The organism is Sphingopyxis sp. OPL5 (genome assembly GCF_003797775.2).
Classification (GTDB): Bacteria; Pseudomonadota; Alphaproteobacteria; order Sphingomonadales; family Sphingomonadaceae; genus Sphingopyxis.
In genome coordinates, this window is the sequence record NZ_CP060725.1 from 2,389,860 (window position 1) to 2,406,507 (window position 16,648).

The 16,648-nt window shown below is 65.3% G+C and carries 10 protein-coding genes; 7 read left to right on the plus strand and 3 right to left on the minus strand.

The window, feature by feature from the left end; all coding sequences use genetic code 11:
• Nucleotides 1-58: 58 nt before the first annotated feature.
• Nucleotides 59-3,133, plus strand: coding sequence for a TonB-dependent receptor domain-containing protein (locus tag EEB18_RS11400; RefSeq protein ID WP_262407901.1), 3,075 nt, complete (start codon nucleotides 59-61; stop codon nucleotides 3,131-3,133).
• 106 nt (nucleotides 3,134-3,239) lie between these two features.
• On the opposite strand, the gene EEB18_RS11405 is transcribed toward EEB18_RS11400, so the two are convergent.
• On the minus strand, nucleotides 3,240-4,247 hold the full coding sequence (locus EEB18_RS11405) for a hypothetical protein (protein WP_316248970.1): 1,008 nt from the start codon (nucleotides 4,245-4,247) through the stop codon (nucleotides 3,240-3,242).
• Nucleotides 4,248-4,308: 61 nt separating this feature from the next.
• Between EEB18_RS11405 and EEB18_RS11410 the strand changes: the two genes are divergently transcribed.
• The 5 genes from EEB18_RS11410 (at nucleotide 4,309) to EEB18_RS11430 (ending at nucleotide 10,019) form a co-directional block, all read left to right on the plus strand.
• Nucleotides 4,309-5,493: an aspartyl/asparaginyl beta-hydroxylase domain-containing protein gene (locus tag EEB18_RS11410; protein WP_262407902.1), complete on the plus strand. Its 1,185-nt coding sequence runs from the start codon at nucleotides 4,309-4,311 to the stop codon at nucleotides 5,491-5,493.
• Nucleotides 5,494-5,612: 119 nt separating this feature from the next.
• Complete coding sequence (locus tag EEB18_RS11415; protein ID WP_056342333.1) at nucleotides 5,613-5,933, plus strand: hypothetical protein; 321 nt, start codon at nucleotides 5,613-5,615, stop codon at nucleotides 5,931-5,933.
• A gap of 55 nt (nucleotides 5,934-5,988) precedes the next feature.
• Entirely contained in the window at nucleotides 5,989-6,312 is a 324-nt protein-coding gene (locus EEB18_RS11420) for a hypothetical protein (protein ID WP_187668990.1), read from the plus strand.
• Nucleotides 6,313-6,351: 39 nt separating this feature from the next.
• Entirely contained in the window at nucleotides 6,352-6,666 is a 315-nt protein-coding gene (locus EEB18_RS11425) for a hypothetical protein (RefSeq protein WP_187142006.1), read from the plus strand.
• A gap of 287 nt (nucleotides 6,667-6,953) precedes the next feature.
• Nucleotides 6,954-10,019 carry a TonB-dependent receptor domain-containing protein gene (locus EEB18_RS11430; RefSeq protein ID WP_262407903.1) on the plus strand — a complete coding sequence of 1,022 codons (3,066 nt, stop codon included), beginning with the start codon at nucleotides 6,954-6,956 and terminating at the stop codon, nucleotides 10,017-10,019.
• Nucleotides 10,020-10,070: 51 nt separating this feature from the next.
• On the opposite strand, the gene clpB is transcribed toward EEB18_RS11430, so the two are convergent.
• Together clpB and EEB18_RS11440 are read right to left on the minus strand one after the other, a co-directional pair.
• The gene (gene clpB, locus EEB18_RS11435) at nucleotides 10,071-12,650 is read right to left on the minus strand and encodes an ATP-dependent chaperone ClpB (protein WP_187142005.1); all 2,580 of its coding nucleotides are present in this window, start codon (nucleotides 12,648-12,650) and stop codon (nucleotides 10,071-10,073) included.
• Between the two features lie 70 nt (nucleotides 12,651-12,720).
• On the minus strand, nucleotides 12,721-14,301 hold the full coding sequence (locus tag EEB18_RS11440) for a leucyl aminopeptidase (RefSeq protein WP_187142004.1): 1,581 nt from the start codon (nucleotides 14,299-14,301) through the stop codon (nucleotides 12,721-12,723).
• A gap of 161 nt (nucleotides 14,302-14,462) precedes the next feature.
• Between EEB18_RS11440 and EEB18_RS11445 the strand changes: the two genes are divergently transcribed.
• A complete protein-coding gene (locus EEB18_RS11445; RefSeq protein WP_187142003.1) occupies nucleotides 14,463-16,622 on the plus strand; it encodes an acylase in 2,160 nt (719 codons plus the stop codon).
• The last annotated feature ends 26 nt before the right edge of the window (nucleotides 16,623-16,648 follow it).

The following is a 16,648-nucleotide window of genomic DNA, read 5'->3' on the forward strand; positions in this document are numbered from 1 at the left end:
TTTTGCCGGCGCAATGGGGGTCCGGGTATCTTATCCATCAGTAGCAAGGGACTGCACTGTGAAGAAAACCCAATATTCCAAGCTGAAACTGGGCGCCGCACCGCTGGTGCTGAGCGTTGCGCTCGTTTCGGTTCCTGCCTTCGCGCAGGACGCAGAAGACGGTGCGGCGGCCGAAAAGGAAATCGTCGTCACCGGTTCGCTGATCCGCAACCCGAACCTCGAGCAGTCGACGCCGGTCAACGTGACCACGTCGGACACGATCGAGCTGAAGCAGTCGAACACCGCGGAAGAAGTTCTGCGCGAACTGCCGGGCGTCGTCGCCAACATCGGTTCGGCCGTCAACAACGGCAACGGCGGCGCTTCGTACGTCGATCTTCGTGGCCTCGGCTCGACCCGCAACATCGTGCTGCTGAACGGCAACCGCGTCGCGCCGTCGGACGTCAACGGCCGCGTCGACCTTAACAACATCCCGCTGGCCCTGATCGAGCGCGTCGATGCGCTGACCGGCGCCGCGGTGACCACCTATGGCGCCGACGCCATCACCGGCGTCGTCAACTTCATCACCAAGCGCGATTTCGCGGGTCTGGAAGTCACGGCTTCGGAACAGATCACCGAGCAGGGTGACGGCAACGTCTTCCGCGTCGACGCCACCATCGGTGCGAACTTCGACGACGGCCGCGGCAACGCGGTGCTGAGCATCGGTTACCAGCAGGCCGACCCCGTCTATCAGGGCGCGCGTCCGTTCTCGGTCAACCAGGTCGACAGCTATACCGGCGGCACCGGCGGTTCGGGCACCTCGGTTCCCTCGCGCTTCTCGGGCACGCGTCCGCTGAACGCCGATGGCACGATCAACACCACGCCCAACCCGGACGGCAACGGCAATGGCGGCGTGCGGCAGGTGAACGCCGCTGGCCAGGCGGTTGGCACGTTCCAGACGTTCAACTTCAACCCGTTCAACATCTTCCAGACGCCGTTCGAACGCTTCAACATCTATGGCCAGGCCAATTATGAAGTGTCGGATTCGGTCGAGGTCTATACGCGCGGCATGTTCTCGAAGCAGACCGTGTCGACGATCATCGCCCCGTCGGGTTCGTTCGGCGGTACCGTCACGATCAACCTGAACAACCCGTTCCTGCCCGCAACACTGCGTAACCAGTTCTGCGCACTGAACACCTTGGGTGCGGGCGCCTATAAGGCGCTTTATACGCCGACGGAATGCGCAGCCGCAGCCGCCGCGCGGGGGCCGACCAACGCTGACGGAACCACGAATACTGACTACAAGACCGTTACCGTCGCGCTGTCGCGTCGTACTCCGGAAGTCGGTCCGCGTATCAGCGATTATCAGACGACTTTCTTCGACTATCGCGTCGGCGCCCGTGGCGGCATCACCGACTCGATCGACTGGAACGTCGAAGGCGCCTATGGCGAATCGGAAAATATCCAGACGATTCAGGGCTATACGCTGCAGTCGCGTTTCCGCGAAGCGGCGCTGTCGAATGATGGCGTGACCTGCCAGAGCGGCAACCCGGATTGCGTTCCGGTCAACCTGTTCGGTCCCGAAGGCTCGATCACGCCCGCAATGGCTGGTTACCTCCAGGAAAACAGCACCTCGGTGAACCGCACGTCGCTGGCGCAGGCCCGCGCGATCATCTCGGGCGACCTCGGCTTCACCTCGCCGGGTGCGGTCCAGCCGATCGGCTTCGCCCTCGGCGGCGAATATCGCAAATATCGCGCGCAGCAGGCGTCGGACCTTCTCGCCAAGACCCCGGGTGAACTCGGCGGCGCCGGCGGTGCGGCTCCCGACATCGATGGCCAGTATGACGTCTATGAAGCATATGCCGAAATCGTGGCGCCGCTGATCGAGGACAAGCCGTTCTTCGAAAGCCTGACCCTCGAAGCCGGCATCCGCTATTCGGACTACAGCGTCCGTGGCGCCGCCGGTTACAACACCACGACCTGGAAGGCCGGCGGCAGCTGGGAACCGGGCGCGGGCGTGAAGTTCCGTGGTAACTACAGCCGCGCTGTTCGCGCGCCGAACATCGGCGAACTGTTCACGCCGACCTCGGTTGGCCTGACCAACCTCGGCATCGATCCCTGCGCTGGCACGGGTCCGACGTTGCCCGCCAACGCCAACCTGCGTGCGGTCTGTATCGCGCAGGGCGCTCCGGCTGGCACGATCGGTTCGATCACCAACCCGACCGCGGCTCAGGCCAATATCACCACCGGTGGTAACCTGAACCTGCAGCCGGAAAAGGCCGACACCTGGACCCTGGGTGTGGTGTGGCAGCCCGACTTCCTGCCGCGTTTCAACATGTCGATCGACTATTACAACATCAAGATCAACGACGTGTTGGGTACGCCGCTGCCGGGTGACATCATCGCGGCCTGCTTCGATAATCTCACCGCAGGCAGCGCAACCGATCCGGCTTGTACGTCGATCCGTCGCAACCCGATCACCGGTGGCCTCGACGGCGATCCGGCGACCACTGCGGGCCTGTTCGGCACGACCAACAACCTTGGCCGTCTGTACACCGACGGCGTCGATCTGCTGTTGAACTATAACACCGATCTGGGCTTCGCCAGCCTCGACTGGTCGTTCGTCGGCAACTGGACGCGCCATTCGAAATTCAACGCGAATGTCGCCGATCCGGAAAGCCTGAACCGCGAATGCGTCGGCTACTACAGCGTGAACTGCTCGTTCACCGGTTCGATCCAGCCGGAGTTCCAGTTCTCGAACCGCTTCACGCTGGGCTTCGACAAGGTTGACGTGTCGCTGCTGTGGCGCTGGCAGGACAGCGTTTCGTTCGAGCCGGCCCAGCTGCAGGCCGACTTGGACTTCGCTCTCGACAATCCGGCCGACTGCCGCGATCCGAATGGTGCCGATCCCGACGGTTGCATGGTCAACCCCGAGTTCCGCAAGATCAAGGCGAAGCATTATTTCGACCTGACCACGCGGTTCAACGTCAGCGAAAACCTGACCTTCACGGCGACCGTGCAGAACCTGCTCAACCAGAAGCCGCCGATCGTCGGCAACTCGCTGGGTTCGACCACGTACAACAGCGGCAACACCTATCCGTCGACCTACGACGCGCTGGGCCGCCGCTACGCGGTGTCGGCGAAGCTGAAGTTCTAGTCTTCTTCAGCCAAGCACAGGAATCGGGGGCGGACAGCGATGTCCGCCCCTTTTTCTTTGCCTGCGGTAATCCGCACGAACCGGTGGCGGAGGTGACGCCGTGGCGTCAGGCGATGGCGAGCCTGCGCGGCAAGGCCAGCGGGATGCCGGCCTGTTCGGCGACGACGGCCGCCCAGCCGGCGACCTGCTCGATCTCTTCGCCATAGGCGGCCTCCGCCGCCGCAAGGTCGCGTTGACGCTCGCCGGGCGCGAAGGCGGCGCCCGACTTGCTGTTGCGGGCAAGCGCGGGATGGACCGCGATGTGCGCCGGGTCCGCGGCGAGTCCGAAATGGCGCGCGGCGCCGAGTACCGCCGCGGCGGGATCGGCGGTCAGCGTTTCGCTGTCGAGCGTCGCGATGCGATCGGGCGCCCATGCCGCGAGCGCGGCAAAGGCCTGTTGCTGGGCGAGCCAGCCGACCGCGGCGATTTGCAGGTCGGACTGGCGGAAATAGTCGCGCGGCTCGAACCCGAGTGCGACGAACCCGTCGGCGAGGTAATTTTCGAGCAGTTCGCGGCACCACAGCCGGCACCACATGCCCTTGCGCGCGACCGACAACAGAAAGGCGCGGAGCGGCGCGTGGAGCAGGATCGCGCGCGCCTGCGGGCGAAGCGTCAACGCGCCACGCGCCAGCGGATTGAAGATGTTCGACGGCTTCACCACCACCGCCTCTCCCGGACGGAAAGGGCGGCCGAGCATCGCCATCGCGTCGTCCATCACCCGGCCATGCTCTTGCGGCGCGGCGCCGCGCCGCCGCCAGCCGACCATGTCGTTGAGCAGCACCGGCTCGGAGAGGCCGGTCGCGACCCCCGGCTGGTCGAGCGCCTGGACGAGCATCGTCGAGGCGCAATAGGCCGAATGGAAAAGAAAATGCAGCGGCGCCGGGGCGTTCGCGGTCGCCGCGCGGCAGTCCTTCCGCACCAGCACGACCGCCGCCGCGTCCTCGCCGAGGCAGGCATCGGTCAGGAAGGGAACGACCGCCCGCGCTTCGCGTCCGACGCGGCGGAAATGAAAGGTGTCGTGGCCGGGATCGTAGCGGTGCGCCAGCCATTCGGCATCGCCGATAATGGCGGTCACGGAAGGCGCGGCGGTCATCAATCGACCTTGCCGATTGCATCCGCCGATGGCAAGCATGGCCATGACCAGCTCTTCTCAGCCTGCATCGGCCGTCGAGGCCAACCGGTTGGGCATCGCGGCGCTTCAGGCGGGCGATCCCGCTGCCGCCGTGACCCATTTTACCGCCGCCGCCGCCGCCGACCCGCAGTCGGGTGCGCTGCAGCGCAACCTCGCGTCGGCCTGGCGCGCGCTCGGCGACGACGGGCGCGAACTGGCGGCGCTCGATGCCGCGCTGGCGGTCGACCGGCGCGACCTGATGGCCTGGGTCCGCAAGGCCGAGCGACACGAGGCGCGGGGCGAACTTGGCGCGGCGCTCGGCGCATGGAGCGCGGCGACCGCGCTCGGCGGCCAGCTCGATCCGATGCCGCCGCCGCTCGCACCGCTGTTGGCGCACGGCCAGGCCTTTGTCGCGGGGGCGACCGACACGATGTTCGATGCCGTCACCGGCGCGCTCGCGCCGATGCGGGGCGACCTGTCCGAGATCGAGGCACGCCGCGGCGATGCTTTCGTCGCGAGCGCGCTTGGGCGCCGTCGTATCTATCAGAACGAATGCGCCGGGCTTTATTATCCGTTCCTGCCCGCCGACGAATTTTTCGATCGCGGCCATTTTCCCTGGCGTGCGGACGTCGAGGCGCAGACCGATGCCATCCGCGCCGAACTCGTTGCGCTGCTCGACGATCCCGGCGATGCGCTGCGTCCCTATGTGCGGATGGACGCGGGAACCCCGACGTCGATCTGGTCGCCGCTCGACAACCGGCTCGATTGGGGGGCGTGCTTCCTGTGGGAATATGGCGAGCCGAATCCGGCGGTACTCGATCGCTGCCCGGCGACCGCGGCGGTGCTCGCCACGGTACCGGGCGCGCATATTCCGGGCCGATCGCCGAGCGCCTTTTTTTCGCTGCTGAAACCCCACACACGCATCCCCGCGCACACCGGGGTGACCAACACGCGGGCGATCGTCCATCTGCCGCTGATCGTGCCGCCGGGCTGCGGTTTCCGGGTCGGGGGCGAGACGCGGGCGTGGGAGGAGGGCAAGGCCTTCGCCTTCGACGACACGATCGAACATGAGGCGTGGAACGACAGCGACGATCTGCGCGCGGTGCTGATCTTCGACGTCTGGAACCCGCATCTGACCCCGCGCGAGCAGGAGCTTTTGACCCGCTATTTCGCCGCCGCGGACGCGACGGGCTTCGCCATTCCGCGCTGAACCGGCGCCCGCTCGCGGCCATGGTTTCGACTGGAGATTCCGCTTGGCGAAGGGGTGCACGCCGACATATGATATCGCCTGGATGCCGCCGGCCCGCCCGGCGGCAAGGAGGATATTCGATGCGTAAATATGTGACCCTGTTTGCCGCGTTGCTGGTTGCGGCTCCGGTCGCCCAGGCGGCCGAAGACGACCGCGCGCCGCCGACCAAGGCGCCCTCGGCGATGACGCCGACCGAGATCAAGGCGTATAACGAGGGGCTGGCGCAGACCCATCCCTATTATATCAAATGCCGCAAGACGCTCGAAATCGGTTCGCTCGTGAAGAAGAACCGGGTGTGCTACACCAACGAGAAGTGGAAGGAAGTGTCGGCGAAGGGCAACCAGGATGCGCGCGACACCGCCGAGGCGATGACGAGCAAGGCGGCGGGCGGTTCGAACTGACGCAGCCGATGGGGAGATGATGATGCGTGCGCGTCCCATATTATCCATATCGTTGATGCTGGCTGCCCCGGCTGCGGCATCGGCGAGCGACGACATGCCCCTCGCGCGGACCCCTTCGGAAATGACCGGGGCCGAAATCGATGCGCATAATGAAGGGCTGGCGTTTGCCGATCCCAATTATATCAAATGCCGCAAGATCGAGGAAATCGGCTCGCTGGTGAAGAAGTTGCGGGTGTGCAACACGAATGCGCAGTGGCGACGGATCGTCGACAAGGGCAATCAGGACGCCCGCGATACGATGGAGACGCTCGCGCGCGGCTGGACAAATCCGCAGGAACCCGCCGACCAGTTGGTCACCATTCCCAGACGTCCGCAATAGGCGTGGCGGGCGAACCCCGTTGAAGGAAAGGCGGTCTCGATGTTGACGATATTGACAGCGCTTGCACTGGCCGTGTCGGCCGCGGCTCCCGATCCCGCTGCCGATCGCGCGCCGCCGACGCGGAAGCCGTCGGAGATGACGCCGACCGAGATCAAGGCGTATAACGTCGGCCTCGCGCCGGCCCATCCCTATTATATCAAATGCCGCAAGACGCTCGAGATCGGCTCACTGGTGAAGAAGAACCGTGTCTGCCACACCAATGAACAGTGGAAGGCGGTGTGGGCGAAGGAAAATCAGGATGCCCGCCAAACCGCCGAAGCGATGACGCGCGCACCGGTCAACCACAGCAACTAAATTATCGCGGCACGTAACGCGCAGTCGGTGCGCGCCACTGTCCGCGCGGCTGACGACCGTTCGTCGAAGCCCCACGTCGCTTGGCCGGACCATGCTTGTTTTGGCACGTGGCCCCTGCATGTTGGTTTTGCACCGGGGATTCACCGAAATAACAGAAAATTAAGGATAATCCTTCAGTGCACGATGTGGGGTGGGTCGTGCCGGATGACGGAGCGCGCTGCCTGTTGGCGCGCGTCACCCCCTGCCATGGCTCACCTTTTGTTGATGACAAAAAGGGAGTCCCATCCGTGAAAAATCTCGTCGTTCTGGCAAGCCTGCGCCGCGGTGCCGCGCCATTGGCCCTCGGCCTGGCGCTTTGTGCCGCCCCCGCCTTCGCGCAGGAAGCGCCCGCCGATGATGCCGTCGCCGACGCCGACGCCGCGGCCGACGATGGCGAGGCCATCGTGGTTACCGGGTCGCGCATCGCGCGGCCCGAAGCCGATTCGCCCAACCCCGTGACCTCGATCAGCAGCGACACGATCCAGCAATCGGGCCTTACCAACCTCACCGACCTGCTCGTCCAGAATCCGGCGCTGCTCGGATCGAGCACGACCGCCGATGCCGGCGGATCGACCGCATTGTTCGGCGGGGTCGGGGTCAATTTGCTCAACCTGCGCAACCTCGGCACCGAGCGTACGCTCGTGCTCGTCAACGGCCGCCGCCATATTTCGGGGATCACCGGCACCTCGTCGGTCGATATCAACACCATCCCCAACGCGCTGATCGACCGGATCGACGTGCTCACCGGCGGCGTGTCGGCGGTGTACGGCGCCGACGGCGTGTCGGGCGTCGTCAATTTCGTGCTCAAGCGCGATTTCGAGGGTATCGACGCGCGCTTCCAGACGGGCATTTCGTCACGAGGCGATGCGAACAACATCTATGGCGCGCTGACCGTCGGCACCAATTTCTCGGAAGATCGCGGCAATGTCGCGGTGTCGTACGAATATAACCGCGATTCGCGGGTGCCCGCCAATGCGCGCAAGACCGGACGCAATCTCGGTTTGTTCAGCTTCCGCCAGAATCTGCTGGATAATCCGGATCCCGATTTCGACGATCCGAACATCATCGACCGGATTTTGTACAACGACATCCGCTATGCCGACAGCGCGCCCGGCGGCGCGGTCGACGTCGACATCGACTTTTCGCCCGACTTCACCGGCGCGGGCAAGGTCTATGATCTCGGCACGGCGATCCCCAGTTCGGGCGGCGTGGTGCAGGGCGGCGACAGCACCCCGATCGCGGGCTATCAGGGCGACCTCCAGCCCAAGACCGAGAAGCATAATATCAACCTGCTCGGCAGTTATGAGTTCAGCGACGCGCTGCGCTTCTTCGTCGAGGCCAAATATGTGAAGACGAAGAACTTCTCGTTCGCGCAGCCGTCGTTCGACTTCTTCACCACGGTCCAGGCCGACAATCCGTTCATTCCCGCCAATATCGCGGCGCTGATCACACCCGACAACATCAACAATTCGCTGGAACTGCCTTCGGGTTTCCTGCCCGACGGCGTGCTCGTCTCGCGCGACAATTTCGACATGGGCGTGCGCGGCGAATATGCCGAGCGCGATACCTATCGCGGGGTGCTCGGCTTTGACGGTCGGCTCACCGACAATCTCACCTATGAGGTGAGCTATGTCTATGGCCAGACCAAGACGCAGTTCCTGAGCACCAATTACCGCCTCCGCGACCGCTATTTCGCGGCGCTCGATGCGGTCGACCAGGGCGCGTTCACGACAGGAACGCCGAACGGCAATATCGTCTGCCGCTCGTCGCTCGACCCCACCGCGCCGCTGAATGACCCGAACGGCTTCATCATCGGCGCCAATACGACGCCGATCACCTTCACCCCCGGCGCGAACAGCGGCTGCGTTCCGCTGAACATTTTCGGCGAGGGTTCGCCGAGCAAGGCGGCGCTCGACTGGATCAACGTCGACCTCGCCAACCGCGTCAAAGTACAGCAGCATGTGGTCAGCGCCTCGGTATCAGGCGACACGGGCGCGGTGTTCGAACTGCCTGGCGGCCCGATCGGCTTTGCATTGGGCGCCGAATATCGGAAGGAAAAGTCGAACTTCGTGCCCGACGCTTTCCTCGTCCAGGACGCGCTACAGGATCTCGCGGCGCAATTCCCCGAAAGCGGCAGCTTCGACGTTAAGGAAGCCTTTGCCGAAATCAATATCCCGGTGCTGCGCGGCATGCCGTTCGCCGATATCCTGCAGTTCGGTGCGGCGATCCGTGTGTCGGATTATTCGACGATCGGCAGCACGACGACGTGGAAGGTCGATGGCACCTGGGGGCCGGTGCGCGACATCCGCTTCCGTGGCACCTATTCCGAAGCGGTGCGAGCGCCGAACCTGACCGAGTTGTTCGCGCCGCAGAACGGGACCTTCTCGTTCATCGACGATCCGTGCGATCCGACCAACCTCGCCGAAGGCACGTCGTTCCGCGTCGCCAACTGCAACGCGACGCTGACCGCGCTCGGCATCAATCCGGCAACCTTCAATCCGTCGCAGAATCCGCAGGCGACCGCCTCGCTGCCGGGACGCACGATCGGCACGCCCTTCCTCAACGAGGAAACGGCGAAGACGTGGACTGCCGGGGTGGTGCTGCGGCCGAGCTTCATTCCGGGGCTGGTCGCGACCTTCGACTGGTATGACATCAAGATCGCCAATGCGATTACGACGGCGACCGCGCAGGACCTCACCAACGCCTGCGTCGACCAGCCGACGCTCGACAACCAGTTCTGCGACCTGATCACCCGCGATCCGTCGACCGGGTTCGTTTCGGACTATCTGCTGCGGCCGCTCAACGTGTCGCAGTTCGCGACGTCGGGCGCCGACTTCACGATCAACTATGCCTTCCGGCCGAGCGACAGCCTTGGCCAGTTCAATCTGCGGCTCGCGGGCGGCTATCTCGATAGCCTGACCTTCATCTCGACCCCGGGGGCCGAGGTCGACAACGACCGGACCGAGGCGTTCGCGCCGAAATGGAACGGCACGCTCGACATCACCTGGGTGAAGGACAATTGGTCGCTGAACTATGGCGTCAACTATTTCAGCAAGACGCGGCGCTTCACCACCGAGCAGATCGAGGCGAACCCCGATCTCGTCGATCCGAAATACATCTTCTATCGCGAGAAATGGGAACATGACGTCCAGCTCGGCTTCAAGACCGACGACGAGCGTTTCCAATTCTATGCCGGCGTGAACAATATCTTCGGTCGCGATCCCGATGTCGGCGAGCTCAACTATCCGTCGAGCTTCCGCGGGCGTTACGTCTATGCGGGGGTGAAGGTGAACCTTGCGAGCCTCGGCCTCTAGGGCCGGTCTCGGATCAAAAGAAAAGGGCGGCATTTCTGCCGCCCTTTTTTGTTACGCTGGGGTCAGCTTGAGAGCGCCGTCGCCTTCGTCGACCTTGATCGTCGAGCCGTCCCTGACTTCGCCCTTCAGGATCAGGTCGGCGAGCGGATCCTGCAGATATTTCTGCACTGCGCGCTTGAGCGGCCGTGCGCCATAGACGGGGTCGTAGCCGACGCGGCCGAGCCAGGCGCGCGCGGCGTCGGTCAGGTCGAGCGTCACCTTGCGATCATTGAGCAGCTTCTGGACGCGTGCGACCTGGATATCGACGATGCCGCCCATATGCTGCTGCGCGAGGCGGTTGAAGAGCACGATCTCGTCGAGCCGGTTCAGGAACTCGGGCCGGAAATGCGCGCGCACCACCTCCATCACCGCGGGTTCGGCTTGTTCGACCGGCGCGTCGTCGGGGAGCGCGGCGATCGCCTGGCTGCCGAGGTTCGAGGTCAGGATGATCAGCGTGTTGGTGAAGTCGACCGTGCGGCCCTGTCCGTCGGTCAGGCGCCCGTCGTCGAGCACCTGCAGCAGGATATTGAAGACGTCGGGATGCGCTTTCTCGACCTCGTCGAACAGCACGACCTGATAGGGGCGGCGCCGCACCGCTTCGGTGAGCGTGCCGCCCTCTTCATATCCGACATAGCCCGGCGGCGCGCCGACGAGCCGCGCGACGCTGTGCTTTTCCATGAATTCGGACATGTCGATGCGGACCATCGCATTGTCGTCGTCGAACAGGAAGCGTGCGAGCGCCTTGGTGAGCTCGGTCTTGCCGACCCCGGTCGGGCCGAGGAAGAGGAAGCTGCCGAGCGGGCGATTGGGGTCCTGAAGCCCTGCACGCGCGCGGCGCACCGCGGTCGATACCGCGCGCACCGCATCGTCCTGGCCGATCACGCGCTTTTCGAGCGTCGATTCCATCGTCAGCAATTTCTCGCGCTCGCCTTCCATCATCCGGTCGACTGGGATGCCGGTCCATTTGCTGACCACTGCGGCGATATCGTCGGCGGTGACCTCTTCGCGCAGCATCGCATTGCCCGCCGCGGCTTGCGCCGCTTCGAGCTGCTTCTCGAGGCCCGGGATGGTGCCGTAGCTGAGCTCGCCCGCCTTCGCGAGGTCGCCTGCGCGCTGCGCCTGGTCGAGCGCCGAACGCGCCGCGTCGAGGGTTTCCTTGATCTTGGCCTCGGCGTGGATCTTGTCCTTTTCGGCGTGCCACTTCTGGGTGATCTCGGCCGACTGTTGCTCGAGATTGGCGAGTTCGGACTGCAAAGTCGCGAGCCGGTCCTTCGATGCGGCGTCGCTTTCCTTGCCGAGCGCCGATTCCTCGATCTTCATCTGGATGATGCGGCGATCGAGGTTTTCGATCTCCTCGGGCTTCGATTCGACCTCCATGCGGATGCGGCTCGCGGCCTCGTCCATCAGGTCGATCGCCTTGTCGGGCAGGAAGCGGTCGGAGATGTAGCGGTTCGACAGCGTCGCGGCGGCGACGATCGCGCCGTCGGTGATCCGCACGCCATGGTGCAGCTCGTACTTCTCTTTGATACCGCGCAGGATCGAGATCGAATCCTCGACCGTCGGCTCGCCGACGAAGACGGGCTGGAAGCGCCGCTGGAGCGCGGGGTCCTTTTCGACATGCTTGCGATATTCGTCGAGCGTCGTCGCGCCGATGCAGTGGAGTTCGCCGCGCGCGAGCGCGGGCTTCAGGAGGTTCGACGCATCCATCGCACCCTCGCCCTTGCCCGCGCCGACCAGCGTGTGCATCTCGTCGATGAACAGGATGATTTCGCCCTCGGCCGCCTTGACGTCGTCGAGTACGCCCTTGAGCCGTTCCTCGAATTCGCCGCGATATTTGGCGCCCGCGATCAGCGCGCCCATGTCGAGCGACAGCAGGCGGCGGTCCTTCAGACTGTCGGGCACGTCGCCGTTAACGATGCGCAGCGCGAGGCCCTCGGCGATCGCGGTCTTGCCGACCCCGGCTTCGCCGATCAGCACCGGGTTGTTCTTGGTGCGGCGCGCGAGAATCTGGATCGTGCGGCGGATTTCCTCGTCGCGGCCGATCACCGGATCGAGCTTGCCCTCGCGCGCGACTTCGGTGAGGTCGCGGGCGAATTTCTTGAGCGCTTCGTAGCGGTCTTCGCTGCTCGCGCTGTCGGCGGTGCGCCCGCCGCGCAGGTCATTGATCGCGGCGTTGAGCGCGTCCGCCTTCACGCCCGCGTCGGCGAAGGCCTTGGCGACCGGCGTGCCCGCCGCCAGCACCATCGCGAGCAGCAGCCGCTCGACGGTGACGAAGCCGTCGCCGGCCTTGGTTGCGACCTGCTCGGCCTGGTCGAGCAGGCGCACGGCATCATTGTCGAGGCCCGGGGTCGCCTGCGCGCCCGACCCCGACACCGCAGGCACCTTGGCGAGCAGCGCGTCGATGCCCTGCACGGCGCGCGCGGCATCGCCGCCGCTCTTGGCGATCAGCCCGGCGGCCATGCCCTGATTGTCTTCGAGCAATGCCTTGGCGACATGCTCGGGCGAAATCCGCTGATGGTTCATGCGGATCGCGATCGTCTGCGCCGCCTGCAAAAAGCCCTTGGCGCGGTCGGTGAATTTTTCGAGGTTCATCCAGAAAGCCCCTTTCTCTGGCTCAGAGATAGTGTTGCTTTTGGGCAACACAAGGGGCTTCCCCAACCCTTCAATATCCGCCGCGCGCCAACTGGTCGAGCAGGCGGACGCCGAATCCCGACATGCCCTTGGGGACAAGCGGCGAGGCGCTGTCGGCCTGGTTCACCCCGGCGATGTCGAGATGCGCCCAGGGCGTCGTCTCGGCGACGAAATAGCCGATGAAATGCGCACCGATGCTCGCCCCCGGCCCGCTGCCCGGCGCGATGTTGCGGATGTCGGCGATGTCCGATTCGATCTTCTTGGCGTAATTTTTGTGGAGCGGCATGCGCCACAGTTCTTCGCCGCTCGCGCTGCCCGCCGTAAGCAGTTGCGTGGCGAGCGTCTCGTCGCGCGCGAACAGCCCGGCATATTGGTTGTCGAGCGCGCCTACGATCGATCCGGTCAGCGTCGCGATATTGACGATCGCGCGCGGCTTGTACTTGTCGGCGACATATTCATTGGCGTCGGCGAGCACGAGCCGCCCTTCGGCATCGGCGTTGAGCATCTCGATCGTCTTGCCCGACATGGTGCGCACGACGTCGCCGGGGCGCTGGGCGTTGCCGTCGGGCATATTCTCGGCGAGCGCCGCGACCGCGACGACATGCACCGGCGCCTTCGACCTGGCGAGCGAGAGGACGGCGCCGACGGTCGAGGCGGCGCCCGACATGTCGCCCTTCATGTCCCACATGCCGCTGCCGGGTTTGAGCGAGATGCCGCCGGAGTCAAAAGTGATGCCCTTGCCGACGAAGGCGAGCGGCGCGGCGTCGGAGCCAGCGCCGCGATAGCGCACCGCGAGCAGGCGCGAGCCGCGCGGACTGCCCTGGCCGACCCCGACGAGCGTGCCCATGCCGAGCCGTCGCATCGCCGCCTCGTCGAGTACTTCGATCGTCACCCCGGGGACGCCGGAAAAGGCCTGGCGCACCTCGGCGACGAAGCTTTCGGGATAGACGACATTGGCGGGTTCGTTGGCGAGGTCGCGCGACAGGCGCACGCCGTCGGCGAGTGGGCGCCAGCGCGCGGCGAAGGTCGACCCGGCGGCAGCACTGTCGCCGCCGACGATGGTCACCGCGTCGGTTGCGGGCGCCTTGCGGTCGACGGTCTTGTAGCGGTCGAAGCGGTACTGGCCGAGCGCGAAGCCATAGCCCGCCTCGGCACCCTGCGCGCCGGTGAAGGCCCCGGTCAGCGTCACCGGCTGTGCGTCGGACTTGAGTTCCTGCGCCGCTTTGCCGCTCGCCTCGGCGAGCGCGAGCATCGTCGGCGCGGTGCCGGTGCCGACGAGCAGGATGCGGCTGTGCGCGCCGATCCCGCGCAGCGACAGCGTGGCGTTGGCTTTGCCGTCGAACTTCGCATTGGCGATCGCGGATTCGATCGCGGCGCGTTCGCCCGCGCCGACGCCGACCGCGTCGAGCGCTGGCAGGGTCGCGTCGGCCATCAGCACCACCAGTACGCCCTTGGCGGGCGCGCTCGCGGCGAAGCCGATCGGGCGCTCGGCGCTGTTGGCGACACTGCCGGGGACGACGCCCGAGCCGGTCACGTCCTGCGCCAAGGCGGCGGGGGCCGTCAAAGGCGCGAGCGAGAGGCAGGCGGCGAGCAGCAGGCTTTTGGTACGCATCAAAAGGAAACTCCCTGTTATTCCATCACTATCGGTCCGTTTCTTGACCTAGCACGCGCGGCCCGACCTGCAATTGCCTCTCGACGAACGACAGACGCTTGCCATCGAACCTGCACGCGGTCAGACAGTCGCGTTCGTGAGCCGACGCAAAAGGGACCGAGATGCTGCGCAAACTGGGAATCGGGCTGCTGGTCCTGCTGCTGTTGACCGTGATTTCGCTGGCGGTCTGGGAGCCGCTGACCGCTAAGGCACCCGCCGCGCCGAGCTTCAAGCCGACCGACGTCAGGATCGCGCGCGACAAGTTCGGCGTCCCGCACATCTTCGGCAAGACCGATGCCGATGTCGCCTATGGCGTCGCCTATGCCCATGCCGAGGATGATTTTGCGACGCTGCAGGAAGTGCTCGCGATGACGCGCGGGCGCGCCGGGGCGATGCTCGGGCAGGATGGCGCCAAGATCGACTATGCTGCGGCGCTGCTCGATATCCGCACGACCACCGCGCGCGACTGGCCGCGGCTGCCGAAGGATGTGCAGGCGCTGTTCACCGCTTATGCGGCCGGGCTCAATCGCTACGCCGACAAGCATCCGGACGAAGTGCGGCTGTCGAAGCTGTTCCCGGTGACCGGCGAGGATGTCGTCGCGGGTTTCGTGCTGCGCTCACCCTTTTTCTTCGGGCTCGATTCGACGCTCGGCTCGCTCGTCGAAGGCAAGGAGATGGGGCGGGAGGGCGGCCCCGAACTCGACGCCACCGGCAAGATCGTACCGCGCAAGGACACGCCGCTCGGCAGCGATCCCGCCGCCAACGGGTCGAACGCGATGGCGGTCGCGCCAGCCCGTTCGACGGACGGCGCGACGCGGCTCGTCTCCAACTCGCACCAGCCCTGGACCGGCGGGGTCGCCTGGTACGAACTGGTGGTGCATAGTGAGGAGGGCTGGGATTTTGCGGGCGCGAACTTCCCCGGCTCGCCATACCCCTTCCTCGGCCACAACAAATATCTCGGCTGGACCAATACGGTGAACCGGCCCGACCTGATCGACATCTACAAGCTCGTGCTCGACGAGAGCGGCGAGAAATATCGCTTCGACGGCCAGTGGCGCCCGCTCGAGGCGAAGCGGGTGTGGCTCAAGGTCAAGTTCGGCCCCTTCGTCCTGCCGGTGCCGCGCATGGTCTATCGCTCGGTGCATGGCCCGGTGATCAGGAACGCCAAGGGCGCTTTTGCGATCCGCTACGCCGGGATCGACCAGGCGAATATGGTCACCCAATATTATAGGCTGAACAAGGCGAAGAATTTCGCCGAATGGCGCGCCGCCATGGCGGGACAGGGCGTGCCCGCGACCAATTTCATCTATGCCGACGCCGCAGGCAATATCGGGATGTTCTACAACGCGATGTTCCCCGACCGGCCGGCGGGCTATAATTGGCGCGGCATATTGCCGGGCGATCGCTCGGCGGATCTGTGGACCAAGACGCTGCCGTTCGACCGCGTCCCGGCGCTGGTCAATCCGGCGTCGGGTTATGTGATGAACGCCAACAACACGCCGTGGGTCGCGGCGGGTCCGGGCGACGAACTCGACGCGGCGGCTTTTTCGCCGCTGCTCGGAATCGAAGACGATATGAGCAACCGCGCGTCGCGGTTGATCGACCTGTTCGAGGCGTCGGGACAGATCGACGAGGCGCGGTTGAAGGCGATCAAATATGACACCGCTTATGCGAAGACCGGCTATGCCAAGGCGTGGATCGATCGCATCCTCGCGCTGAACCTGAAGGGCGATGCCGAACTCGCGCAGGCGCAGGCCTTGCTGCGCGCATGGGACTGGAACCTCGATGGCAAGGGGCAGGGCGATGCGCTGGCGCTGATGGTGCTGCGCCCCGCGAACCGCGTCCATTACCAACGGCTCGCCGAACGCCCCGACCCGCGCGAGACGCTGAAGGAAGCCGCCGACCATCTGCAGCAACATTTCGGCACGCTCGATCCCAAGCTCGGTACCGTGCTGCGGCTGCGCCATGGCGAGGGCGATCACCGTGTCGACCTGCCGCTCGACGGCGGCAACGATACGATCCGCGCCTCGACCCTGTGGGACGTCGAGCCCGACGGCCGGCTCAAGGTCCGTCACGGCGACAGCTTCATCATGTTCGTGACCTGGGGCAAGGACGGCAAGCTCAAGTCCGAATCGATCCAGCCGTTCGGATCGGCGACGACGCGCCCGGACAGCCCGCATTATAACGATCAGGCGCCGCTGTTCGTGCGGCACCAGTTGAAGCCGGTGCTGTTCGACCCCGCGGCGCTGTGGGCGACGAAGCCGCGCGTCTATCGGCCTTGAACCGGCACGCGCGCTGTCCTAAACCG